Annotated in this window: 27 protein-coding genes and 2 pseudogenes; 8 read left to right on the top strand and 21 right to left on the bottom strand. The window is 69.5% G+C overall.

The window, feature by feature from the left end; genetic code table 11:
- Positions 1 to 58: 58 nt before the first annotated feature.
- From ABZ656_RS44870 to ABZ656_RS44830, 9 genes are all read right to left on the bottom strand, one after another.
- Positions 59 to 904, bottom strand: a complete 846-nt coding sequence (locus ABZ656_RS44870) for a phospholipid scramblase-related protein (protein WP_101402094.1) — start codon at positions 902 to 904, stop codon at positions 59 to 61.
- A 52-nt stretch (positions 905 to 956) separates the two neighbouring features.
- Positions 957 to 3,008 (bottom strand): phosphocholine-specific phospholipase C, encoded by a 2,052-nt coding sequence (locus tag ABZ656_RS44865; RefSeq protein WP_360276564.1) that lies wholly within the window; start codon positions 3,006 to 3,008, stop codon positions 957 to 959.
- Between the two features lie 259 nt (positions 3,009 to 3,267).
- On the bottom strand, positions 3,268 to 3,684 hold the full coding sequence (locus ABZ656_RS44860; protein WP_101403932.1) for a hypothetical protein: 417 nt from the start codon (positions 3,682 to 3,684) through the stop codon (positions 3,268 to 3,270).
- A gap of 2 nt (positions 3,685 to 3,686) precedes the next feature.
- Positions 3,687 to 3,887 carry a hypothetical protein gene (locus tag ABZ656_RS44855; protein WP_180361941.1) on the bottom strand — a complete coding sequence of 67 codons (201 nt, stop codon included), beginning with the start codon at positions 3,885 to 3,887 and terminating at the stop codon, positions 3,687 to 3,689.
- On the bottom strand, positions 3,884 to 4,318 hold the full coding sequence (locus ABZ656_RS44850) for an ATP-binding protein (RefSeq protein ID WP_360276560.1): 435 nt from the start codon (positions 4,316 to 4,318) through the stop codon (positions 3,884 to 3,886). The genes ABZ656_RS44855 and ABZ656_RS44850 overlap by 4 nt, the downstream gene beginning before the upstream one ends.
- 372 nt (positions 4,319 to 4,690) lie before the next feature.
- Positions 4,691 to 4,828 (bottom strand): hypothetical protein, encoded by a 138-nt coding sequence (locus ABZ656_RS44845; RefSeq protein ID WP_180362187.1) that lies wholly within the window; start codon positions 4,826 to 4,828, stop codon positions 4,691 to 4,693.
- A gap of 31 nt (positions 4,829 to 4,859) precedes the next feature.
- Positions 4,860 to 5,639, bottom strand: coding sequence for an anti-sigma factor (locus ABZ656_RS44840; protein ID WP_360276556.1), 780 nt, complete (start codon positions 5,637 to 5,639; stop codon positions 4,860 to 4,862).
- A 25-nt stretch (positions 5,640 to 5,664) separates the two neighbouring features.
- Positions 5,665 to 6,267, bottom strand: a complete 603-nt coding sequence (locus ABZ656_RS44835; RefSeq protein ID WP_101402092.1) for a sigma-70 family RNA polymerase sigma factor — start codon at positions 6,265 to 6,267, stop codon at positions 5,665 to 5,667.
- Positions 6,268 to 6,795: 528 nt separating this feature from the next.
- Positions 6,796 to 6,954 carry a hypothetical protein gene (locus ABZ656_RS44830; RefSeq protein WP_180361940.1) on the bottom strand — a complete coding sequence of 53 codons (159 nt, stop codon included), beginning with the start codon at positions 6,952 to 6,954 and terminating at the stop codon, positions 6,796 to 6,798.
- Here ABZ656_RS44830 and ABZ656_RS44825 point away from each other — a divergent pair.
- From ABZ656_RS44825 to ABZ656_RS44810, 4 genes are read left to right on the top strand one after another with little or no spacing between them, the layout of a single operon-like run.
- The gene (locus ABZ656_RS44825; RefSeq protein WP_360276552.1) at positions 6,944 to 7,189 is read left to right on the top strand and encodes a plastocyanin/azurin family copper-binding protein; all 246 of its coding nucleotides are present in this window, start codon (positions 6,944 to 6,946) and stop codon (positions 7,187 to 7,189) included. The two genes, ABZ656_RS44830 and ABZ656_RS44825, sit on opposite strands and share 11 nt — an antisense overlap.
- Complete coding sequence (locus ABZ656_RS44820; RefSeq protein ID WP_101402090.1) at positions 7,186 to 8,187, top strand: metallophosphoesterase; 1,002 nt, start codon at positions 7,186 to 7,188, stop codon at positions 8,185 to 8,187. The genes ABZ656_RS44825 and ABZ656_RS44820 overlap by 4 nt, the downstream gene beginning before the upstream one ends.
- Entirely contained in the window at positions 8,184 to 8,624 is a 441-nt protein-coding gene (locus ABZ656_RS44815) for a hypothetical protein (protein WP_360276549.1), read from the top strand. The genes ABZ656_RS44820 and ABZ656_RS44815 overlap by 4 nt, the downstream gene beginning before the upstream one ends.
- Before the next feature lie 50 nt (positions 8,625 to 8,674).
- Positions 8,675 to 8,947, top strand: coding sequence for a hypothetical protein (locus ABZ656_RS44810; protein WP_101402088.1), 273 nt, complete (start codon positions 8,675 to 8,677; stop codon positions 8,945 to 8,947).
- 214 nt (positions 8,948 to 9,161) lie between these two features.
- Here the strand turns inward: ABZ656_RS44810 and ABZ656_RS44805 are convergent.
- The 8 genes and pseudogenes from ABZ656_RS44805 to ABZ656_RS44770 all read right to left on the bottom strand — a co-directional run.
- A pseudogene (locus tag ABZ656_RS44805) lies at positions 9,162 to 9,320 on the bottom strand (4-hydroxy-2-oxovalerate aldolase); the annotation flags it as partial.
- Between the two features lie 687 nt (positions 9,321 to 10,007).
- Entirely contained in the window at positions 10,008 to 10,262 is a 255-nt protein-coding gene (locus ABZ656_RS44800) for a hypothetical protein (RefSeq protein ID WP_360276545.1), read from the bottom strand.
- Positions 10,263 to 10,662: 400 nt separating this feature from the next.
- Positions 10,663 to 11,175: a MarR family transcriptional regulator gene (locus tag ABZ656_RS44795; RefSeq protein ID WP_360276542.1), complete on the bottom strand. Its 513-nt coding sequence runs from the start codon at positions 11,173 to 11,175 to the stop codon at positions 10,663 to 10,665.
- Between the two features lie 271 nt (positions 11,176 to 11,446).
- Entirely contained in the window at positions 11,447 to 12,574 is a 1,128-nt protein-coding gene (locus ABZ656_RS44790; RefSeq protein ID WP_101402086.1) for an extracellular solute-binding protein, read from the bottom strand.
- A gap of 111 nt (positions 12,575 to 12,685) precedes the next feature.
- Positions 12,686 to 13,537, bottom strand: a complete 852-nt coding sequence (locus ABZ656_RS44785; protein ID WP_360276537.1) for an NAD-dependent protein deacetylase of SIR2 family — start codon at positions 13,535 to 13,537, stop codon at positions 12,686 to 12,688.
- Positions 13,538 to 13,542: 5 nt separating this feature from the next.
- Entirely contained in the window at positions 13,543 to 14,457 is a 915-nt protein-coding gene (locus ABZ656_RS44780; protein ID WP_360276534.1) for a macro domain-containing protein, read from the bottom strand.
- A 22-nt stretch (positions 14,458 to 14,479) separates the two neighbouring features.
- A complete protein-coding gene (locus ABZ656_RS44775) occupies positions 14,480 to 15,262 on the bottom strand; it encodes a class III extradiol ring-cleavage dioxygenase (RefSeq protein WP_360276531.1) in 783 nt (260 codons plus the stop codon).
- A 178-nt stretch (positions 15,263 to 15,440) separates the two neighbouring features.
- Positions 15,441 to 16,340: a helix-turn-helix domain-containing protein gene (locus ABZ656_RS44770; RefSeq protein ID WP_101403930.1), complete on the bottom strand. Its 900-nt coding sequence runs from the start codon at positions 16,338 to 16,340 to the stop codon at positions 15,441 to 15,443.
- 156 nt (positions 16,341 to 16,496) lie between these two features.
- Between ABZ656_RS44770 and ABZ656_RS44765 the strand changes: the two genes are divergently transcribed.
- Both ABZ656_RS44765 and ABZ656_RS44760 read left to right on the top strand, forming a co-directional pair.
- Positions 16,497 to 17,279 carry an MBL fold metallo-hydrolase gene (locus ABZ656_RS44765; RefSeq protein ID WP_101402083.1) on the top strand — a complete coding sequence of 261 codons (783 nt, stop codon included), beginning with the start codon at positions 16,497 to 16,499 and terminating at the stop codon, positions 17,277 to 17,279.
- A 31-nt stretch (positions 17,280 to 17,310) separates the two neighbouring features.
- Positions 17,311 to 17,961: an NAD(P)H-binding protein gene (locus tag ABZ656_RS44760; RefSeq protein ID WP_360276528.1), complete on the top strand. Its 651-nt coding sequence runs from the start codon at positions 17,311 to 17,313 to the stop codon at positions 17,959 to 17,961.
- Positions 17,962 to 18,031: 70 nt separating this feature from the next.
- On the opposite strand, the gene ABZ656_RS44755 is transcribed toward ABZ656_RS44760, so the two are convergent.
- The 3 genes from ABZ656_RS44755 to ABZ656_RS44745 form a co-directional block, all read right to left on the bottom strand.
- Positions 18,032 to 18,559 carry a hypothetical protein gene (locus ABZ656_RS44755; protein WP_360276526.1) on the bottom strand — a complete coding sequence of 176 codons (528 nt, stop codon included), beginning with the start codon at positions 18,557 to 18,559 and terminating at the stop codon, positions 18,032 to 18,034.
- A gap of 27 nt (positions 18,560 to 18,586) precedes the next feature.
- Entirely contained in the window at positions 18,587 to 18,805 is a 219-nt protein-coding gene (locus ABZ656_RS44750) for a hypothetical protein (RefSeq protein ID WP_360276524.1), read from the bottom strand.
- A gap of 88 nt (positions 18,806 to 18,893) precedes the next feature.
- The gene (locus ABZ656_RS44745) at positions 18,894 to 19,088 is read right to left on the bottom strand and encodes a hypothetical protein (protein WP_360276521.1); all 195 of its coding nucleotides are present in this window, start codon (positions 19,086 to 19,088) and stop codon (positions 18,894 to 18,896) included.
- Positions 19,089 to 19,278: 190 nt separating this feature from the next.
- Between ABZ656_RS44745 and ABZ656_RS44740 the strand changes: the two genes are divergently transcribed.
- Entirely contained in the window at positions 19,279 to 20,211 is a 933-nt protein-coding gene (locus ABZ656_RS44740) for an NADP-dependent oxidoreductase (RefSeq protein WP_360276518.1), read from the top strand.
- Positions 20,212 to 20,312: 101 nt separating this feature from the next.
- Positions 20,313 to 21,107 carry a maleylpyruvate isomerase family mycothiol-dependent enzyme gene (locus ABZ656_RS44735; protein WP_360276515.1) on the top strand — a complete coding sequence of 265 codons (795 nt, stop codon included), beginning with the start codon at positions 20,313 to 20,315 and terminating at the stop codon, positions 21,105 to 21,107.
- Positions 21,108 to 21,450: 343 nt separating this feature from the next.
- Here the strand turns inward: ABZ656_RS44735 and ABZ656_RS44730 are convergent.
- A pseudogene (locus tag ABZ656_RS44730) lies at positions 21,451 to 21,646 on the bottom strand (hypothetical protein); the annotation flags it as partial.

The raw sequence follows: 21,646 nt of genomic DNA, 5'->3' as shown, positions 1-21,646 counted from the left end.
CACCACCGGGGGGCCCCGCCCAACACCCCCCCCGCCACCCTTCTTGTCGTGCGCCGGTTCAGCCCAGCCCGCGGGCGTCCTGCTTCAGCGCCGTGTCGACGGTGAGCGCCGTCGCGACGACGAGGCTCAGCAGGGGCTCGGGAAGCTGGTAGTGGATCTGGAGGACGTAGTTGTCCGCCGTGGTGAACATCGTCTTGGCGAGGCCTTCCCAGGTCTTGGTGATCCGGGCGACCTCGTTGTCCGTGTGGTCGACGATGGCGAAGTTCCAGGCGCGCCAGTTCTCCGCCTTGATCGCGCCGACCTGCTGGCCGTTGACGTTGATCGCGAAGTTGATCTTCCCGATCATGTTCTGCTGCACGATCTCGCCGACGGGCTGTCCGTCCGGACGCTCCACGACCACCCGCGACTTGATGAACTTCGCGGGACGCGTGAGCCGCAGCACCGGCTGCCCGTAGGCGTCACGGATCTCCAGCTTGTGCGTCATGTACTGGTCGAGGCTGGAGACGAAGCGGAGCGCCTTCTTCAGACCGCTCTGGCCGACCTCGACGACCGCGCCGAGCAGGTTGCCCTGCTGGTCCATGACCTTGTACTCGTTGGTCAGCTCGATCAGCTTGGCCTTCTGGTTCACCACCAGGACCGGCTCGGTGAACAGGGTGCCACCGCCGACACCAGCACCCGTGACACCCGCCTGCTGCTGCACCTGCTTCTGCACGCGAGGGTCGGGACCGGCCGACGGCTGTCCGTACGGCTGCTGGGCCTGCTGCGGAACCGTCGGCCCCGCCGGGGCCGCCTGGTCCGCATTGGTGTGCTCGGTCCACTGCGAGCCGTCCCAGTACCGCAACGTCTGGGGCGCCCCGTGCGGATCCGGGTACCAACCTGCAGGTGTGTTCGAATGCGTGGTCACCGGGGCACACTACCGCGAGTTGGCCGGAATTTGACCAGAGGCGAGATATCCATCAGAAGGTGAGGATCGCCGGGTCACTCACACCCGCGTGACCGTTCTCGACATGTCCGGCGAACCGCCGCAAGAACCCCGCGTCCGCCGTGGACACGACGGTCAGGTCGTACCAGCGCCGGCTCGCCCGCAGGTCCACCGTGTGCCGCACGGTCGCGCCCGCCCGCACCTTGAACGAACTCGGCCGCCCTCCGTAGCCGTTGGTGAGCTTGAGCTCGGCCGTGCCGGACCCCTTGTTGGTGAAGGTCAGTTCCACGTTCCCGTCGACGTGGCGCGCGGTGACCTCGGGTCCCGCGGACTTGCCGGGGCCCTTGAAGACGCGCAGGAAGCCGTTGGGGCCGTGCACCGTCAGGTCGTACGAGCCGCTGGAGTACGCCGAGTTCCAGGTGTCGGAGACGGTCTTGCCGGCCTCGGTGGTGTACGTCCACGGGCCGTCGGTGCGGTTGCCGGAGGTGACGAAGAAGGCGGCGCCGGCCTTGGCACCCGAACCGAAGGCGAGCGTGAACTTCCCGGCCGCCGCGTCCGCCGAACCGTCCACGAGGGGCGCGTACTTGAGCGGCCGCGCCGGGCGCGAGCCGCGCTCCTGCCGGGGCAGGACGGGGTTCGCGGGCGGGGTCGGCACATAGTCGGGGTGCCGGTCGTGGTCCGGCGGCCGGTAGCCGTCGGTGTCCGGCAGCGCGACCGGCTTGGTGTCCTTGCGCGAGAAGTCGAAGGCGACGGTGAGGTCGCCGCTGATCGCGCGCCGCCAAGGCGAGATGTTGGGCTCGTGCACGCCGAAACGGCGCTCCATGAACCGGATGATCGAGGTGTGGTCGAGGGTCTCGGAGCAGACGAAACCGCCCTTGCTCCAGGGCGAGACGACAAGCATCGGCACCCGCTGGCCGAGTCCGTACGGTCCGGCGGCACGGCTCGCGTCGCCCTTGTAGAGGTCCGGGCCGACGTCGACCGTGGACTTGCCCTGCGCGGCCGACTGCGGCGCGAACGGGGGCACGAGGTGGTCGAAGAAGCCGTCGTTCTCGTCGTAGGTGATGAACAGGGCCGTCTTCGCCCACACCTCGGGGTCGGAGGTCAGCGCGTCCAGAACCTGAGCGATGTACCAAGCGCCGTAGTTCGCCGGCCAGTTGGGGTGCTCGGTGAACGCCTCGGGTGCGACGATCCAGGAGATCTTGGGCAGCTTCCTGCCCTTGACGTCGGCCTTCAGCTGGTCGAAGAAGCCCTCGCCCTTGCGGGCGTCGGTGCCGGTGCGGGCCTTGTCGTAGAGCGGATCGCCGGGCTTTGCATTGCGGTACTGGTTGAAGTAGAGCAGCGAGTTGTCGCCGTAGTTGCCGCGGTAGGCGTCCGGGATCCAGCCCCAGGAGCCGTTCGCGTCGAGGCCGTCACCGACGTCCTGGTAGATCTTCCAGGAAACCCCGGCCGCCTCCAGTCGCTCCGGATACGTCGTCCAGTCGTAGCCCACCTCGTCGTTGCCGAGGACCGGGCCACCGCCCTTGCCGTCGTTGCCCGTGTAGCCCGTCCACATGTAGTAGCGGTTCGGGTCGGTGGAGCCGATGAACGAGCAGTGGTACGCGTCGCAGATGGTGAACGCGTCGGCGAGCGCGTAGTGGAACGGAATGTCCTCGCGTGTCAGGTACGCCATCGTCGTCGACGACTTGGCGGGCACCCACTTGTCGTACTTGCCCGCGTTGAACGCGGTGTGCCCGTCGCTCCAGCCGTGCGGGAGGTCCTGGATGAACTGCAGACCCAGGTTGTCGGCGGTCGGCCGGAAGGGCAGCACCTCCTTGGTGCCGTCCGACTGGTGCCAGACCGACTTGCCGCTGGGCAGCGTGGACGGGCGGGGGTCACCGAAACCGCGGACGCCTCTGAGCGAGCCGAAGTAGTGGTCGAAGGACCGGTTCTCCTGCATCAGCACGACGATGTGCTCGACGTCGTCGATCGTGCCGGACCCGTGGTGCGCGGGCAGCGCGGCGGCGCGCTCGATGCTGTTCGACAGCGCGGTGAACGCCGCGGTGCCACCGGCGAGTTGGAGGAAACGGCGTCGGTTCACTTGAGGCATGACTGGGTGACCTCTTGTCCTGACGTGGTGCTGTGGATGGGACCTGTGCGGGGGGAGTGTTCCAAGAGGAACGAACGCCGGGGAAGACCCCGTGGCGGTGGTGTGACGCACAGGGGTCTGCGATGCGAACACCAGCGTGCGTGACCCGGCAGGGCTCTTCACCGACGGATGCCCGGCACTCGTCGTCGCAGAAGGAATCCACAGGAGGTGGCCGGACAGCCCGGCCTCACAAGGGAATTCGTCGCACTTCGAGGTCGCCTCAGGTGCCGGGACGCCCGGCGGCCGTCCATGCGGCGTACTCCTGGCGGACGTAGGGGCGGCGGCTGGGGTCCAGCGTGATCGCGTCGGGGCGGTGTGGGCCGGCCACGAGGCCGGGATGGCGTCGGTCGTGCAGCACGAGTTCTTCGGCGGTTCGTGCGGCGGCTCCGACCGGGCCGGGGCCGGGGTCGTCCAGGGCCATCCGGTCCATAAGAGCAGCCCTACGCAGCAGCCAGGCCCGTTCTGCGGCCGTCGCATCGACCGACGGGCCGGAGACGGGCCGGACTTGACGGCCGGCGCGTTCGGCCCCGAGGGCGAGCACCTGGTGCATCTCGCGGCGCAGCTCGGGGGCGTTGGCGTACGCCTGGTGCGCAGGCGGCGCGTCGATGACCTCGGCGGTATTCGGGGTGACCCCCACGCTCACACCTCCGCCGGTACGCCGAGGCCGCAGCGTTCGCAGAGCACCGTGTCCTGGTCGGGGCCGCCGTGGCCGAGGGCCGACCGGTTCGCCGGGGAGGACACGAGCACCTGCGCCGGGCCCAGACAGCCGTCCACGGGGCACGGCCTGTGGGTCGCGAAGGCCCACGCGGTGGGGCCATCGGGTGATCCGGGGCCGGTCATGCCGAGCACCTCAGGCAGGCGCGGACTTCGCGTCCGCCGCGCGTCTGGTGTACCTCGGTCGACTGTGCGAGGTACCGGACGATGCCGGTGCCCCGGCCGTGTTCGTCCGGGGCGATGTCGGGGCGAAGGTGCTCCACGGCCGTTCCGGAGTCACTGACCACTATGTGCAAAGTGCCGTGGTCGAGGACGAGCAGCAGGGTCATGCGCTCGCGTCCGTACTGGGCGGCGTTGGCGGCGAGTTCGTCGACGATGAGAACGGCGGAGTCCCGTTCGCTCACGGGAACACTCCAGGTCTCCAGCAGATCGGCCGCGAAGTGACGAACGGCGGAGACGTGCGCCTCCTGCGCGGGCAGGGTGAGCAGCGCCTGCCGGCTGCAGTGCCGGGTGAGCGGCGGGCTCGGGCAGGGGGAATCGGTTACGAACATGGTCATCTGGCTCTTCTGTGGATGTACGGAGACCGGAAAGCGGGGGACCGCCAATGACTTCGAGGGGCGGTCGGTATGCCGGATCCTGCATGGGAGCGCTCATTCAGTTCCACGGGCGGCGCGTGCCGAATGGTTCGAGTCATTCGCGGCTTTTACCCAACTTCTTGCGGGTCAGGTCAATGCCGGTGGCCGGGCTGAGCTCACTCGCCTCGGCCAGGCTCTTCTGTTCTGAGGCCCAGGGCGCCGTCACCGGCCACCCGGAGGGGGCGTGCACGCCCTGTCGGCGCACTCACGCATCAGGTGCGCCTGAGGACCGGCCCGTTTCGCGGGAGCCGACGGTGAGGCATCAGCCCCTGACCACAGAGGCCGATGCCGGCCTCAGGGGCCATCGCGGGCATCCGCCGGGCGCCCTTGCCGGACGCTCTCGATCTCGCCGATCCCGGGGCCGTACGGCGTGGTGGCGTCGGTCGACGACAGCGCCCGCGGGCTCGCCTTCGCGGCCGATGCCACGAGCACTGGCCTCCTCGATGACCGGGCTCTGCGCCCCTCACGCCTGCATCGTGACCAGCTTCTGACCGTTGCCTGCGACGATCTCGAAGTGCTCGATGACTCCCGGAGACATGGCCACCGCCCCTGGGATCGTGGTGCCGGGAGGGTACTCGCCCGCCCGCCAGGTGGCGCCGTCCGCCCTGGCCCCGCCGGGCCCGACCGCCTGCAGCCGGCAGGTGATTCCGGCGGGCGCCCCCTTGGCGGAGACCTGCAGGACACTGCCCCAGGCAGAGGGTGAGACCTTCACCGAGGCGGTTACGCCGGTGGCGGGATCGCTTCCGGAGAAGGTACGCCAGGCAGTCGGCGCGGTCGGCCCAGGCTGTGTCGCCTGAATGCCCACCGATCCGACAGTCGCCAGCCATGTGCCGCCGACCGCCGCCGCGATGAACGTCAGAGAGGCGGCGGCGCCGGCCAGTTGCAGACGCCAGGTCCTGCGGCGCCGGGCCGCGGCCTGCTGGAGCAGCCTCTCCAGCACACCCGCCTGCGGCACCGCAGGCACGGCGGGCCGTGCAGGCGAGGGTCCCTGAGCGCTCTCGGCAGCCCGCGCCACCAGCCGGCCGACCAGGTCCTCACCGGCCGCCGGCACCGTCTGGCCCGCAGCTTCGGCTGCGGTCACCGTCGCCAGCAGCGCGGGCAGTCCCGCCAGTTGGGCGTGTTCCGCCCGGCAGTCGGCGCATTCCGCGAGGTGGGCGCGCGCTTGTTCCATTTCCGCCGGGGGCAGCGTGCCCAGGACGTATCCTCCCAGCACCAGCCTGAGGACGTCGTGCTCCGCGCTCATGGTCGCCACCTCCTGCATGCCACGGTCATGGCTCGATGCCCCGTTCCAGCAGCGCCAGCCGCAGGGCGTGCAGGGCGTAGTACGTACGCGACTTCACGGTGCCCAGCGGGACGCCCAGCACCCGGGCGGCCTCCGCCATGGTCCGGCCCCGGTAGTAGGTCTCCAGCAGGACCGCGCGATGGTCCGGGGACAGCGTCCGGATGGCATCGGCCACCGCCCAGCTCTGCAGTGCCTTCTCGATCTCGTCCTCGCCCGGTGCCTGCTCGGCGACTCGCTCCAGCGCCTCGCCGCCGGCCTCGGCCGGTCTGGCCTTCCGGGCCCGGTGGGCGTCGATGACCAGGTGCCGGGCCACGGTACACAGCCATGCCCGGGCCGGGCCGCGTGCCGGGTCGAACGCGGCGGGATGCTGCCACGCTCGCAGCAGCGTCTCCTGCACGACATCCTCCGCCCATTGCCAGTCTCCTGAGGTCAGTCGCAGCACGTAGTGGAACAGGGGGCCTGCGTGCTCCGCGTACAGAGTGCGCAACAGTTCCTCGTCTGCGGTCGAAAGGGTCCCTTTACCAGAGACACGGTGCGCGGAGTCATCCGGATCGGTCCTTTGATCACGTTTTCGTGAACTCCAGGGCATAAGTCGATCATCGCGCATATGTATTGCTTTGTCGTGTAACGCGTGGCGCGGTACCGGCGACGCTCCGTGAGCGCTGCGGGCGACATGCCCCTGCCGGGTCCGACGACACCGCCAAGGCCACGCGCGCGCGAGCGGAGCACTCTAGGGCTGGCCGATCTACGAAGATCACCAAGAAGCACCATAAAAAGTACATATCCACCGAACCAAGCTCCCCCACCGCCCGTGGAACCGGACAAGAGCCGCTTTGCGCGGCACTCCTCCTCCATCCGTCAAGGGCACGCGGCCGTGACACGGCATCCACCACACACCACCGCGGTTGCGTGCGCTCAGCCGGCACATTCCCCCATCTCCGCCTGATCAGCGAGGAACGAACACCATGCACCTGAACTTTCGTACACCAAGTCGGCGATCACGCGCCTCGGCCGGGCTGGCCGTCGCCACCGCCTGCGGGTTGGGGCTCCTCAGCGCATGCGGTCAGTCGTCGCATTCCTCGTCCACCGGAACCAGCGCCATCACACCCGGAGCAGGTCAGCACCAGACGGCCGGGATGCCCGGTGCCGCCGGACCGGGGAACACGGCGAGCTCCGCTCCCGGCACCTCGCCGATGCCCAGCATGAGCATGCCCATGAGCCCCCCGAGCACGGGCGCGGCTGCCGCGCCGATGGCCGGGGACGCCGTGGCGATCAAGAACTTCGCATTTGCCCCGGCCACACTCAAGGTCAAAGTGGGCACGACCGTGACCTGGACCAATCAGGACACCGACGCCCACACCGTCACCAGCACGGGATCGGGCGGCCCGTTGCGTTCGGCAGCCCTGAACACCCACGCAGCCTACAGCTACACGTTCACCAAGCCCGGCACCTATTCCTACCTCTGCACCATCCATCCGTTCATGACCGCCACCGTGGAGGTGACCCGATGACCGGCTACTACGACAGTCACGACAGTGCACCGGCCGACGATACCGAGCAGCCCGCCACGGAGCACGGTATGTCCCGGCGCCAACTCATGCGCCACGCGGGGTGGTTCGGCGGTGCCGTGGTACTGACCATGGCCAGTGGAGAGGTGATCAGCCACATCGCCGACTCCCGGGAGACCCACTCCATGGCCGCCGCCGGCGCCACCGCGGCGGCGAACGGCTCGCTGCGGTTCGTGCAGGTCTCCGACAGCCATATCGGGTTCCATGGCCCGGCGAACACGGACGTGGTCGGCTCATTCACCGAAGCGATCAACCAGGTCAACTCGCTCGGATTCAGACCCGACTTCGTCATGCACAGCGGCGACCTGACCCACCTGTCCACGGCCGGCCAGTTCGACCAGGTCAAGCAGATGCTGACCGGTATGCAGACAGACCGTGTCTTCACCGTACCGGGCGAGCACGACTCCATCGGCGATGCAGGCCGTGCCTACCGGAAGACCTTCGGCATGGGCACGCTCGGCGATGGCTGGTACAGCTTCGACACCCACGGTGTGCACTTCATCGCCCTGGTCAACACGCTGAGCCTGGAGAAGCTCGGCCATCTCGGCAACGCCCAGATCGACTTCGTCCGCAAGGACATCGCCGGACTGTCGTCGGACACCCCCATCGTGGTCTTCAGCCACATCCCGCTGTTCGCCATGTACCCGAAGTGGGGCTGGAGCACCGATGACGCCCTCAAGGTCATCGCCCTCCTGCGCCGCTTCTCCTCCGTCACCTGTCTCAACGGGCACGTCCACCAGCTGTTCACCAAGACAGACGGCAACATCACCTTCCACTCCGCCACCACCACCGCCTACCCCCTGCCCAAACCTGGCCGTGGCCCCGCCCCCACTCCGCAGGTCGTCCCCGCCCGGCAGCTCAAGGACGCACTCGGCATCCGCACCGTCGGCTACCGCCAGGGCGACCGCGAACTGGCCATCAAGGATCAGAGGCTGGCATGAACACCCGAAGACTCCTCGCCCCCACCCTGCGATCGGCGAGCGCCGCAACCCTCGCCGCCGGCGGATACATACACGCCCAGCTCTACGTCGACGAGTACCGCTTCATCCACATCATCGGTCCGCTGTTCCTGCTCCAGGCCAGCGTCTCCTTCGCCCTCGCCGCCCTGCTGCTGATGGGGACACCACCCCTGCTTCTGAGGGCCGCCGCAGCCGGCGTCACGCTCGGCGCCCTCGCCGGCTTCACCGCCTCACGCATCGTGGGCGTCTTCGGATTCACCGAACACGGCCTGCAGCCTGCCCCACAAGCCCTCCTCAGTCTCCTCACCGAAACCGGCACGCTGCTGCTCCTCTCGATCTGGCAGATGACCGTGACAAAGCAACACCGCGCCGCCGGAACACCCGTCAGGACACCCATCCGGGAGCGGGCCGCCAACTGAACCACCACGGCCAAGCCACTCGGGACGGCCCAGAACCAAGGAGTATCCCCATGCACCTGGAACCGCGCCCAGGAACCGCCGGGCCGAGCCCGCACCTCCGCGAACTGAAGGATGCCGTGCGCGCCCTGCTCGGCCTGGACCACGACACCGCCGTCATAGTCCGCCAACTCACCTGCAGCGAACCCGGCTGCCCACCGCTGGTAACCGTCGTCTCCGTGGTGCCGATGGACGGCGAGGTCCACCGCTGGACACTCCACCGCCCCGCCGACCAGATCACCGAGAACGACCTGCGGGCCACCCTGCTCCCCCACCTACCGAACTGACCGGAACGGCCGATTCGCGGAAGCGCTTCTGCCCGACAGAAGCCGCCTTGGCGAGCCAACCGAAGATTCTCCGATCAGCGGTAAAGGTCTACGCGGAGACCCTCTGTCAACTCACCCTCGGCCACGAAGAGTCGGAATCGATAATCGAGCAGAGGAGGGACGTGATGGCCCTGTCCTCCCGACGGTTCCCCCAGGGCTCCCCTCCTCTCGGTGATCAACTCGCGGCGGCGGATGCCCGCTCCGGCATCAGGTCGAGCGCGATGTCCACGATCATGTCCTCCTGGCCGCCGACCAGACCGCGGCGGCCGACCTCCAGCAACAGGGCTCACGCATCGACGCCATAGCGTGCCGCGGCGTGCCGGAGGAACGAGGATGGCTGCGCACCCGGTGAAACCCGTCCGGCACCTTCGACGACATGGGCTCTCCTCCCGACAGCGGGCCGCGGGACGCGGCTCCTCCCAAGCAATGGGTGTAGCAGCGGGCACTGACAGAGGCTGGCGGGTCATCAACGCAGCGCCGGTACCCGAGAGCGCAATCAGCCACGGAGCGTCGCGTCGCGGCGAAGGATCGGCGCGACGCGGCAGGCATCTATGAACTGGGCAAACGGAGTTCTCTGCCGGGCTACGTCCGATGCGAGAGCTCAGACGCCGTGCGCGGGCCAGCGTCTTTCAACGGCCGCCCTAGCAGGGGAAACGACCCGCGAGTTACTTCCAGGTTACTCATGTACGGAAAGGCCAAAAGCAGCAGGAGCGCACATAGCGGCGTACGTCGCCGAAGCCGTCTCCGCCCGAAGGATATTGGGTCTGCTGCAGCTTTGGGTGACGGGGTCAAGATGTCACCCGATCGTGCAGCAGACCCTGCCGCTGAGTAGGCGGCGTAGTTCAGTCGGGTCCCCCGCACACCGACCCCGACCCCCCGAAACACCGGCCCCGACCCCCGGACCATCGCCGAGGGCAAGCCTTGCGCCGAGCCAGGCGGATGTCCCGAGTAAGGCGGTCGCGCCGGTCAGCGCGACGCCGCCGGCACGGCCGCGGGCATGACGCCAGGAAGCGGCTGCCGGTCAACGTGCCGTCAGCCCGTCGAGGATGAGGTCCAGTTTGGCGCGCAGGACCGGCCGCAGCGCGAAGGGCGCGCTGTCGCCCTGACGGGCTTGCAGCCAGCGGTGAAGGGTGTCGCAGTAGCAGGCGGACAAGGCCTCCGTGACGGTCTGCGCCGGAATGGACCGCCGGAACTCGCAGGCCTCCTGACCCTGTTGGACAGGGCCGCGGAAGGTGTCGATGAGCCACACTCCACCGATGACCTCCCGTGCGGCCACCAGTCGGTATCCGACCTCAGGGAGCCACCTGCCGGACTCCGGCCGAGGGATGCCACCCCAGCCTGCGGGACACGGCCAGGCCGGAAGCGATGACCGCCGGCCGTACCGTCCGCAGATCGACCGACCCGGCGCCCACGACGACCGACAAGGCAGCGACGACCTCGCCGTCGGACGGGCGCCCCAGCGGTCGGTCCAGTGCAGGCCACCATGTCGAGTGGCGAGCCACCGTCCGGAGGGCCACGTACCGGCAGGTCACTTGAGCTCCCTGGCCGCAGCCGGAACCGGGGTGGCTTTCGCCTCGCCTCCTGGGGCGCATCCCCGCCTCTGGAACCCGGCGATGCGAGGACGCCTGTCGGGTCGATCGGGGCCGACTTCTGTGAACTCACGGAAAGGTGCCCCCTCACACGCCGAGGTCGGCGGCGGCTTCGGGACCAGACCCCGGGCATGCGGTCTCGCCGGCGGTGGGGCGGCTCGCTTCGCCGGGTCCGTCGGCCATGCGGCGGCTCGCTTCGCCGAGGCCGTCGGCGAGCGCGCGCACCTGGTCTGGCGTGAGCGCGTCGAAGAGCAGCTCCCGGACCAGCCCCACATGGCTGGGTGCCGCCCGCTCCAGCAGAGCCGTCCCCTCCTCGGTGAGGACGGCGTAGACCGCACGCTCATCACCGGGACAAGTTCGTCGGCGCACCAGCCCGGACTTCTCCATCTGCCCGATCTGATAGGTCAGCCCGCTCTTGGAGTTGACCAGGGCACCGGCCAGTTCGGCCATCCGCATCTCCCGGTCCGGGACCCCGCTGAGCCGGGCGAGGATCTCATACTGCAGCCCGGACAGGCCGAAGTCCCGCTTGAGCCGCTGCTCCAACCGCCGGTACAGCAGCGCGTGCGCGGTGGTGAAGGCCGTCCAGGCACGCTTCTCCACCTCATTCAGCCAACGTGTATGACCCACGTCACAGCCCTCCAGGCTGTTCAAATTGGAACTCAAGCCTACCGTCCAATGGTGAGTTCAAATTTGAATAAACCGTCCGTCACAGGAGATGCCGTGATCACCAGCGCCGCCACCACAGTCCGCACCCAGCTCCGCGGATCGGTGAGGGACTCGGCTCGGTGTGACAGCCCGTGAACGGGTCAGCGGGCTTCCCCGCGTGTGACAGCTCTCGCCCCGGCCCACCGGGATCGGGGCAGCCGTGCCGTCATGGGCGGTCGGGAAACGCGTCCTCGGTGGGTGATTCGCCTTTCGGGGCGCCGATGCAGAAGGTGATCTGGTTGCGGAACTCCTCCACGGCCGCGCGGTCGCGCAGCCACCTGGGGAACGCGGTCGGATCGGTGTTGGGGTAGTCGAAGACGGTGCCCCAGCCCTCCTTGGGACGGACGTCGGAGCGGACGGAGAACTGGGAGACCATCGACTCCTGGTACTCCTTGGAGGTCAGCCAGCTCAGGTACAGCCTGGCGCCCGCCGGGTGCTTGGCGTCCTTGAGGATGGCCGCGGACTGGGCCCAGGTGAGGAAGGGACCCTTCTTGGACACGGTGAAGGTCACGGTGGAGCCGGCGGGCTGGACCAGGGCGCTGGAGGCGGTGAAGGTGGCCGCCTTGGCGCCCGACGTGACGGTGTTGGCGGCGGGTCGGGTGCCGCGGATCCACTGGGGGTTCTGGGCGCGGAGCTTGTCGAGGTACTCCCAGCCGTACTTCTCCACGAGTTGCTGGAACTGCCACAGCACGGCGTCGTCGTCGTTGGGGTAGGTCAGGACGAGCTTGTCCTTGAACTCCGGCCGGAGGTAGTCCAGTGCCTCGACCGGGGCTTCGCCCTTGTCATGAAGGTCCTTGCTGACGACGTTGGCGAAGGCGATGACGCTCATGCCGGTGATGTGGCCGTCGTCCTTGAACTGCGGGTGGATCGCGGGCCAGCCGAGCGGGCGGTACTTCAGGAGATGCCCCTCGCGCTTCCAGCGTTCGAGGTCGTTGGAGAGCTGGATGTGGGCGATGTCGGCCTTGAGGTCGCCGCGGGCCAGTTCGAGGTCGATGCGCGGGACCAGGTCCTTGCTCAGGTCCACTTTGATATCGATGTCGAGGCCGGGGAAGCGTTGTTCGAAGGCCTGCGCGATCCGGTCCTGTCCCCGCAGCGCGTCCCCGCCCGCGTAGACGGTGAGGGTGCCGTGTTCCTTCCTTGCCTTCTGGTAAAGCGCCGCCAGCTGGTCACTCTCGGACCGTGAGGCTCGCGCCGATGACGGTGTGGCCGCGCTGGCGGTGCCGCTCGCCGCGAGGGACACGCCCAATCCGGCAAGCAGCGTGTTGATCTGTCGTCTACTCAAGTGGCTGGTCATGCCAAAGCGCTCCTTGTAGTGGGGCCGCCAGGCTGGGGGGTGCGGCCTCTCGCTCACCCAGCTTTGTCACTCGCTTCACCACCGACCAGGTGAAGTGCGGACCGGTCATGGTCATTTGAGGACCGTACCGGCGAGGGCGTCAAGAACGTCGGCCGCGTCCAGCGGGACCGCGAGCGCACGGTGGCCGAGCGCGTCGGGAACCTCGGGATGTTCGGGGTTGACGCGGACCAGGCGGGTGCTCGCACGCATGCGGGTGAGGTATTCCATGGGCAGCCGTACGACGGTGGGCGTGTTGTAGCCGGTGCCCAGGTCGAGAACGAGGAGCCGGGAGTCGCGTTCGGCCTGTACCCAGTCGAGCAGTGCGCTCCCGGTGGGCAGGTAGTGGTCCTCGATGAAGGCGCCGTTGACGCGGACGTTGAGCTGAACCTCACCGCCGCAGTTCGGGCAGTGGGGGACCACCGTCCGCACGGTGACGGTTCCGGTCGTGGGGTCGGTGGCCGCGACCAGCTTCTCCGCCACCGGCTCGAAGTCCCACACCTCGCGGGTGCACGGCGTGGCGCACTGGTGGAAGGCGTAGTCGCCCTGCGGTGTGAACACCCGCTCCGGGGCGAAGCCGTTGCGGGCGAAGAGGCCGTCGACGTTCGAGGTCCACACGAAGTGGTCGGTGTCTGCGAGGAGTTCGCGCAACTGTTGGTAGAGCGGGTTCGGGCGGGGGTCGAAGCGGACTGTGCGGGCGTTGGCCGCCAGGTAGGCCCAGTGCAGTTCCGGTGGCAGGGGGCGGCCGATCATCTCGTAGCGGGTGCGGAAGCCGCGGGCCGCCAGGGCGGGGAAGTCCCGGGTGAAGGAGGCGGCGTCGTTGTAGTCGATGCCCGCTGCCGCGCTGAGGCCGGCGCCGGCCCCGATCAGGATCCGGTCAGCCTCGCGCCACCAGTCGGCGAGGCGGTCGATGGGGTGGTGGGACATGGGGTTCACCAGTCGAGGGGTTCGTTGATCGCGGAGGTGTACACGGCGTGGTCCTCGGTGCCATAGACGTCCAGAACGACGAGGTCGAGGGCGCCGGGGCGGGCGTCCAACCAGGAGGCGACGGCTTCCAGGGCCACGCGGGCGGCCGGCAGCCTGGGATAGCCGAAGACGCCGGTGGAGATCGAGCAGAAGGCCACCGTCCGCGCTCCCGCTTCGGCCGCCAGGTCCAGGCAGGAGTGGTAGGAGGCGGCGAGGGCCTGCGCGTCGTCCGGGCCGGGAGGGCCGTCGACGATGGGGCCCACCGTGTGCAGGACATGGCGTGCGGGCAGATGGTAGCCACGGGTGATCTTCGCGGTGCCGGTCGGTTCCGGGTGGCCCTGGAGTTCCATGATGCGGGCGCAGTCCTCGCGCAGGCGTGGGCCGGCCGCCGTGTGCAGGGCGTTGTCGACGCAGGCGTGTCCGGGGCGGAAGCAGCCCAGCAGAGCCGCGTTGGCGGCGTTGACGACGGCGTCGGCGGCGAGCGTGGTGAGGTCGCCCTGCCACAGGGCGGTCCGGTCGGCGGCGGGGTAGCGGGTCCTGGGATGGGTCTCGGTGAGCCTGGGCAGGTCCTTCGCCGCCACGCACGCGCGGTCGGCGGCCTCGGCGGACAGCATCGCGTCGACGCGGGCAAGGGCCTCCGGGACCCAGTTGCCCGGTGGCCGTACGGTGAGCAGGGTGCCCAGCAGCCGACGGGCCAGGAGCGGGTCCCCCGCGGCCCGCTCGATGTCGACGTCCCACAGGCCGAGACGGGCGACTGTGCCGTCCGCGACCAGGTCCGCCAGCAGGGAGTGCAGCAGCATCCCGCGGTCCGCCACCGGTGCGGCGGCCGGGCGGAAGGGCTCGTCCAGGTCGAGCGCCGCGCGATAGTCGGCCAGTTTCATCGGAATCATCACAGGTGAGGGTTCAGGCGAACTGGACGGAGCGCTTCGACAGGCCGCCCCAGAAGCCGTCGATCACGGTGCGCTGGGCTGCCAGGTCGTCGTGGGCCGCGCCGAGGGTGACGAACAGCGGGGCGAAGTGCTCGGTACGGGGGTGGGCCTGGGCGGCGGCCGGGGCCTTGCGTTCGAAGTCGAGCAGCGCGTCGATGTCCTGGGCGTCGAGGGCCCGTCGGCCCCAGTCGTCGAACTCGGCCATCACCGAGCTGACCCGGTTGTCGTAGCTGATCGCCCGGAGATTGTGGGTGAAGAAGCCGCTGCCGATGACGAGCACGCCCTCGTCGCGCAGTGGGGCCAGCCTGCGGCCGACGGCCATGAGCTGTTCCGGCTCCAGCGACGGCATGGAGATCTGCAGGACCGGGACATCGACGTCGGGGAACATCTCCACCAGCGGGACGTAGGCGCCGTGGTCGAGCCCGCGATCCGGGAAGTCCTGCACAGGCATGCCCGCGCCGCGCAGCAGTTTGCGTACCGACTCGGCGAGTTCCGGCGCGCCGGGTGCGGCGTAGGTCACCTCGTAGTAGCGCTGGTCGAAACCCCAGAAGTCGTACACGAGTGGGACGGTGGTGGTCGCGCCGAGGGCCAGCGGGGCCTCCTCCCAGTGGGCGGAGACCATCAGGACCGCCGTGGGGCGGGGCAGATCGGCGGACCAGGAAGCCAGCTGGCCCGTCCAGAGGGTGTCGTCAGCCAGGGTCGGGGCTCCGTGGCTGAGATAGAGGGCGGGCATCCGCTCGGCGGACACGGCGGGCATGGTGGTACTCCTTCGCGCGACGGACGCGTCGACTGACGTGCGGGAACCAGATCTGGTCCGTGTCGTCGATGGTCTGTGCGAAGCGGCAGGCCGGCGAGGTCCCCCGGGGACTCACGGTGGTCAGGAACGGACTTGCAGGGGCCGGCACACGCTCTGGGGCGCGGTGTGTTCGGGTTCATTACGAGCCGTGGTGAGTCCGGCGGAAGTCGCCGGGCCTTGTCCCGGTGTGCCGGGTGAAGAACTTGCCGAAGTTGGTGGGTTCGGAGAAACCGAGGCGGCGAGCGATCACCGCCACGGGCTCGTCGGTGTGCGCGAGCAGCCGCTGGGCCTCCAGGACGACCCGGGCGTCGATGACCTGTTTGACGGGCTGTCCGGTGACGGCCAGGCAGGCGCGGGTGAGGGTCTTGACGGTGTAGCCCAGGCGCCGGGCATAGTCCTCGGCGCGCCGGGTCATGGTGTGGGAGCGCTCCAGCTCGGCGCGGAAGCGCGCGTAGATCTCGCGGCCCGCGTGCGGGGCATCGTGCATACCGGGCCGTGGCAGCCGGTCGATGTGCAACAGCAAGGCGGCGACCAGCAGTTGCAGGATCTCCCGCGACACCGCGCCGTCGGTGCGGGTGAACTCGGCCCGCACCTGGCCCAGCAGGGCGGACACGGTGGCGTAGTCGTGGCCTGTGCCCAGCTGCCAGCAGACGGGGCCGTACCACTCGCGCACCAGATGGTCGGTGCTCGCGAGTTCGGGTGGAAAGGCGGCGGTGAACAGCAGGTGGGTGCCGTTCATCATGCCGGGACGCCCGAAGCGCTGGACCTGGCCGGGCCGGATCCACAGCAGTGTGCCGGGGCGGCAGGGATACGTCACGAAGTCGACGGCGTGCTCCCCGCTGCCCTCGGTGATCAGGGTGACGGTGTGGAAGTCGACGCGGTGGACGCGCTCCAGGCTGCCGTCGGCCATCCGGCCGTGCAGGGTGGCCAGGTCGGTGATCTCGAAGCCGGAGACGGGGGCCGTCGGCGGGTTGAAACCGAACCCGGGGATCGGGCCATGCTCCGTGCGAGCGGCGCCGTCCACGTCCGAGGCCGTCATGAAGAGCTCACTCAAGTTCGTACTCATGTCCGTCTTTGACCATCAAGAGTCTCCAGCGTATCTCGCCCGGCCAGAGCTGACCGGTGACAGTGGTCAAGGCGACGGCTGATCCGATGCCGTGCGAACACGACCAGTACGACCAGAGGGAAGCGCACCATGAACGGCACTGTCACGGTCATCGACAAGGGCGCGGTTCGCGTCCACAGCTACATGGCGCCGGACGACAGTCTGAATGTCACCACCCAGCTGATCGAGACCCCGGCCCGCGTCGTCGCCGTCGACGCGCAGTACGCCCTGGCGTACGCCGACGAGGTGGTGGCGTACGCGAAGGGGCTGGGCAAGCCGCTGGACCGGCTGATCATCACCCACGCCCACCCGGACCACTTCCACGGCGCCGCCCGCTTCGGCACACCCGTGCACGCCCTGCCCGCGGTCCGCGAGCAGATCGTCGCCCAGGGCGACGCCCAGGACCCGACCGGCGTCGTCATCCCGGTCGCCGACATCACCCCGACCGTCGACATCACCCCGGGCACGGAGGTCATCGACGGCGTGCCGTTCGTCTTCGAGGCCGTCTCCGGCGGTGAGGCGGCCGACGAACTCGTCATCAAACTGCCTGAGCAGGGCGTACTGGTCGCCCAGGACCTCGTCTACCACGCCACCCACCTGTTCCTGGGCAACAACGACATCGCCGGCTGGCAGCAGGCCGTCGACACCCTGGCCGCCGACCAGTCGTACGACACGATCCTGGCCGGACACGGCCTGCCCGCCGGGCCCCAGGTGTACCCCGAACTGCGCCGCTACCTGGCCGACGCACGCGCACTGCTCGACGACGACGGCGAGGCGTACAAGAAGGCGATCCTGGAACGCTACCCGGCCTACGGCGGCCCGTTCCTGATCGACATCGGCAACCAGTACCTGTTCGGCGCGCAGAACGCCTGAACCCCCGTACAACAAGGAAAGGAGCACAGTGATGAGCAGGATCGTCGTGTTCGGGGCCGCCGGAAAGGCGGGCTCCCGCGTCGTCACCGAGGCCGCGGCCCGCGGCCACGAGGTCACCGCGGTGGCCCGAGATCTCACCCGGATGGACTCGATCCCCAGCGGTGTGCGGGCGGTGTCCGGCGACGTCACCGACCCCGATACGGTCGCCGCCATGGCCAAGGACGCCGACGCGCTGGTACTGACCGTCGGCGGACCCGACGCACGGCTGTACACCGACGCCGTGGCCACCGCCGCCGCGGCCGTGCGCGCCCTGGGCCCCACCGGCCCGCGCATCCTGCACATGGGCGGTGGCGCCAGTCTGCTGAACCCCGAGGGCGTGCGCTTCTACGACGCCCCCGGCTTCCCCGAGGAGTTCAAGCCGTACGCCATCGGCCAGATCCAGGCCCTCGACGCCTACCTCGCCTTCCCCGAGGGCGACGGCATCAGCTGGACGTACCTCTCCCCTCCGCCCGTGCACTTCGCGCCTGGTCAGCGCACCGGCCACTACCGCACCGGCCTCGACCACCCGGTCACCGGTGAGGACGGACAGGCCCGCATCTCCTACGAGGACTACGCCCTCGCCCTCGTGGACGAGATCGAGAACCCCCGGCACCTGGGCCGGCGCTTCACCGTCGGCTACTGAACCGGCACCTGGCGCCCCCTCTCTGCAGACCCCGGGGCGAAATCCCACGTCATGGCCCTCGCGCGCGGGTTCACGGTGACGGGTTCGCACTCCGGAGCGGAGACGTGGACGGTGATGCCACCCGGGCCGGTCGGGCGGACGACTGCGAGGGCGCGGCCGTCAGGCGGTGTGGGTGGAAGCCGTCCTCGCCGGTGAAGCCGATCCGACCGAGGCCGGCCTCGCCGAGGTGGTCCCAGCCGGCCCAGGGGAAGTCGCCGATGAGGTGAGGGTGGCCGGCGCCCAGTCGCCGCAGCGAGTCGATGCGGGTGGGACGGGATTCGGAGCCGACGATGATCCGGTGGGGAAGCAGTCGCCGGTCCGGCTCGCACCGGGTTTCGAGGTGGTTGAGGCCGGCGGCCTGCCAGGGCTGAGGTCGTCTTCGTTCCGGACTGACGGTTCGGGGCGAACCTCGGCCAGGAATCAAGGCGACCGGCAGCGGGCGGGGCGGACATGCCAGGGCCCCGGCTCGGCCGGCAGTACCTGCGCGGTCCGCGCAGGTACTGCCGGGGATGGTGACCAGCTTCACCACCAGGTCGCCGCGTGCGGGCCCCGCCACCACGGGCGGCACATCCGCCGCGACGGACCCTCAGGTGCTGAGATCGGCGGCAGTCTCGGAGCCGGAGGCCGGGCAATCTCTGTCATCGGCCGTGGGGCGGCTCGCTTCGCCGGGTCCGTCGGCCGTGGGGCGGCTCGCTTCGCCGGGTCCGTCGGCCATGCGGCGGCTCGCTTCGCCGAGGCCGTCGGCGAGCGCGCGCACCTGGTCGGGCGTGAGCGCGTCGAAGAGCAGCTCCCGAACCAGCCCCACATGGTCGGGCGCCGCCCGACCAGCAGAGCCATCCCCTCCTCGGTGAGGACGGCGTAGACCGTCCAGCACACCCACCACACCATCACCCTCACACCGATGGCGAGCCTCGTCGGCTGATGCCCGGAAGGCCGCCATCAAGCACCACATGTGCGGCAAGCCACCCGCCGGTGAGCTGCGTGTGCGTATCGATGCGGAAGTCCCACTCGCCGACGCCCCGGACGTCATTGGCAAGTCCAGCATCGGCCACGCCACCGGAAAGGTCGTCATCGTCCTTCGACAACACCGTCACGACCCTTCGGCGCGCAGACGGAGCGAGTCGCCGAGGGCGATACCCACCCGACGTCGCGGAGCGACCCGACGCGGCCCATGGCCTGCGGCGGCACTACCACTTCCGGTGCCCGGCCACGCCGCCCGTGCAGGAAGACATCAGCCATATCCGGCCCCCGGCCGGCCTCACACATCACGGAGAAGACATGAACCGAACGGCACGGACCGTGCGTTTCGACCAGTACGGCGATCGTGACGTCCTGTACGTCACCGACGTCCCGATGCCCGAGCCGGGCCCAGCGGAAGTCGTCGTCGAAGTCCGCGCCGCCGGCGTCAACCCCTTCGACACGATGATCCGCTCCGGGGTGGTCCGGGATCTGTTCCCGGTGGTCTTCCCGTCCCGCCAGGGCAGCGACCTCGCCGGAGTCGTCGTAGCCGTCGGCGCGGAGGCCGACGGACTTGCCGTCGGTGACGAGGTGCTGGGCTGGACGCCCGTGTCGTCCGCGCAGGCGACGCACGTGGCCGTCCCGGCGGCCCACCTGGTGGCCAAGCCTCCGCAGCTGAGCTGGGAGGTAGCGGGCTCGCTGCACATGGTCGGCGCCACGGCCTACGCCGCCGCACGCGCCGTCGCTCCCCAGCCCGGGGAGACGGTCGCGGTGTCCGCCGCCGCGGGCGGGGTCGGCACGTTCCTCGTGCAGATGCTCGCCCATCAGGATGTGCGTGTGCTCGGCATCGCTTCCCCGGCCAGCGCCGAGTGGCTGGACAAACACGGCGTCACCCCGGTGCCGTACGGGGCCGGCCTGCGCGAGCGGCTGGAGCAGGCGGCGGGACCGCACGGAATCGACGCGTTCATCGACCTCTACGGACCGGAGTACCTCGACCTCGCCCTCGCCCTCGGCATACGACCGGACCGCATCCAGACCACCGTCGCCATGCAACGCGCGGCGGAGATCGGCGCCAGGACCGACGGCCGCCACAACGCGACCGCACGCGAGATCCTGGTCGAACTGGTCGACCTGGTCGCCTCGGGTGCCGTCGAGATCCCGATCGCCGCCACGTACCCGCTCGACCGCGTCGCCGACGCCTTCGCGGAGCTGGAGCAGCGGCACACCCGCGGCAAGATCGTCCTGGTCCCCTGACCGAGGCCGCGGGCGAACCCGCGGGTGCGGTCGCCCCCGTCACGTCCACGCTTCCTTTCCTCTTGCGTCTCCCTTCCTCATGCCTATACGGAGAAACGCATATGACCGACCGTGCCGACCAGACCATCGATGCCCTGCGCAGCGGACACGACTATCTGACGACCGTGGTGCACGGCCTCGCCTCCGCCGATCTCGCCCGGCCCTCCGGAGCGTCGGGGTGGGACGTGTCTCAGGTGCTCAGCCATCTGGGCAGTGGCGCCGAGATAAGCCTGGAAGTCCTGGAGGGCGCGTTGACCGCCACCGGCTCGCCCGACGGGGACTTCAACAAGTCCGTGTGGGCGCGCTGGGACGACATGTCACCCGTCGAGCGGGCCGAAGGCTTCGTGGCGGCCAACGAAGCGCTGGTCAGCCGATACGAGGGCCTCGACGCGCAGACGCGCAAGGACCTGAGGGTCGACCTCGGTTTCCTGCCCGCGGCGGTCGATGTCGCCACGGTGTCCGGCGTGCGGCTCACGGAGTTCGCCCACCACACCTGGGACGTGGAGGTCGCCTTCGATCACGAGGCGCCCCTGCTCTGCGCTGTGACCGGACTCCTCCTCGACCAGGCCGGCGCATTCCTGAACTTCCTCGGCAAGGCCGACGCCCTGGACACCCGCCCGGTCCGCATAGCCGTCCACACCACCGCACCCGAGCGCACCTTCGGACTGGAGGTGGGCGACGCGATCGCGCTCACCGAAGAGCCGGACCAGCCCGACGCGGTCCTGAACGCACCGGCCGAGTGGTGGCTGCGGCTCACCACCGGGCGTCACGCGCCCGCGCACACGCCGAGCGAGGTGTCTCTGGCGAGCACCTCCCTCACCCTCGACGACCTGCGACGGGTCTTCCCCGGCTTCTAGCCGGCCACCGACCGGCACGGCCGGACGCGGGCGGCCGGCCCTCCGAAGCTCCTTGATCGCTGAGGAAAACGCGCGTTCCCGTCGCCCGCTCGTTTCATCGTCTCCCGCCATCAGACCCAGGTGCGGGACGGAACGGACCCGGCTTCTCTGGGGGAGTGAGGCTGTCGTAGTGGTGTGCACCTCGGGTTTGTGCAGCTCAGCCACTCGTGGTCGAACTCTAGCTGGTGCAACAGCTGTGGTGCTATCGCTGGTTGGAGTGTCTCTGAGAGGGCGGTACGTGAATTGATGTCTGTATTGCCCTGTCGGCTGGAGTAGGCAGGCTGCTCGGAGGGCCGCCGGGCGGCTAGGCCGCGGCTGGGCGAACAATCTCTGCTGAGTCCTGGGTGACCTGGGTGATGGCTGCCTCGATGTCGAAGGCTGTGGAGCGTAGTTCGACGCCGGGGTCCAGGAGCGCCCAGTGGGCGCCGGCCCGTCCGTAGGGCATGCCGATGCTGCCGGGGTTGATCACAAGTCGGCCGTGGGCGAGGCGGACGAACGGC

It is taken from the genome of Streptomyces sp. NPDC007095 (assembly GCF_040634475.1).
Classification (GTDB): Bacteria; Actinomycetota; Actinomycetes; order Streptomycetales; family Streptomycetaceae; genus Streptomyces.
Note: the sequence above shows the minus strand (reverse complement) of the source record. Positions and strands in the feature narration are given on the sequence as shown.

Coding starts and splice junctions, on each gene's coding strand:
- ABZ656_RS44765 (WP_101402083.1), top strand. CDS start 16,497: ATGAACGGCACTGTCACGGTCATCGACAAGGGCGCGGTTCGCGTCCAC.
- ABZ656_RS44740 (WP_360276518.1), top strand. CDS start 19,279: ATGAACCGAACGGCACGGACCGTGCGTTTCGACCAGTACGGCGATCGT.
- ABZ656_RS44775 (WP_360276531.1), bottom strand. CDS start 15,262: ATGCCCGCCGTGTCCGCCGAGCGGATGCCCGCCCTCTATCTCAGCCAC.
- ABZ656_RS44810 (WP_101402088.1), top strand. CDS start 8,675: ATGCACCTGGAACCGCGCCCAGGAACCGCCGGGCCGAGCCCGCACCTC.
- ABZ656_RS44760 (WP_360276528.1), top strand. CDS start 17,311: ATGAGCAGGATCGTCGTGTTCGGGGCCGCCGGAAAGGCGGGCTCCCGC.
- ABZ656_RS44840 (WP_360276556.1), bottom strand. CDS start 5,639: ATGAGCGCGGAGCACGACGTCCTCAGGCTGGTGCTGGGAGGATACGTC.
- ABZ656_RS44815 (WP_360276549.1), top strand. CDS start 8,184: ATGAACACCCGAAGACTCCTCGCCCCCACCCTGCGATCGGCGAGCGCC.
- ABZ656_RS44785 (WP_360276537.1), bottom strand. CDS start 13,537: ATGTCCCACCACCCCATCGACCGCCTCGCCGACTGGTGGCGCGAGGCT.
- ABZ656_RS44835 (WP_101402092.1), bottom strand. CDS start 6,267: ATGCCCTGGAGTTCACGAAAACGTGATCAAAGGACCGATCCGGATGAC.
- ABZ656_RS44820 (WP_101402090.1), top strand. CDS start 7,186: ATGACCGGCTACTACGACAGTCACGACAGTGCACCGGCCGACGATACC.
- ABZ656_RS44790 (WP_101402086.1), bottom strand. CDS start 12,574: ATGACCAGCCACTTGAGTAGACGACAGATCAACACGCTGCTTGCCGGA.
- ABZ656_RS44855 (WP_180361941.1), bottom strand. CDS start 3,887: ATGACCGGCCCCGGATCACCCGATGGCCCCACCGCGTGGGCCTTCGCG.
- ABZ656_RS44865 (WP_360276564.1), bottom strand. CDS start 3,008: ATGCCTCAAGTGAACCGACGCCGTTTCCTCCAACTCGCCGGTGGCACC.
- ABZ656_RS44850 (WP_360276560.1), bottom strand. CDS start 4,318: ATGACCATGTTCGTAACCGATTCCCCCTGCCCGAGCCCGCCGCTCACC.
- ABZ656_RS44780 (WP_360276534.1), bottom strand. CDS start 14,457: ATGAAACTGGCCGACTATCGCGCGGCGCTCGACCTGGACGAGCCCTTC.
- ABZ656_RS44735 (WP_360276515.1), top strand. CDS start 20,313: ATGACCGACCGTGCCGACCAGACCATCGATGCCCTGCGCAGCGGACAC.
- ABZ656_RS44770 (WP_101403930.1), bottom strand. CDS start 16,340: ATGACGGCCTCGGACGTGGACGGCGCCGCTCGCACGGAGCATGGCCCG.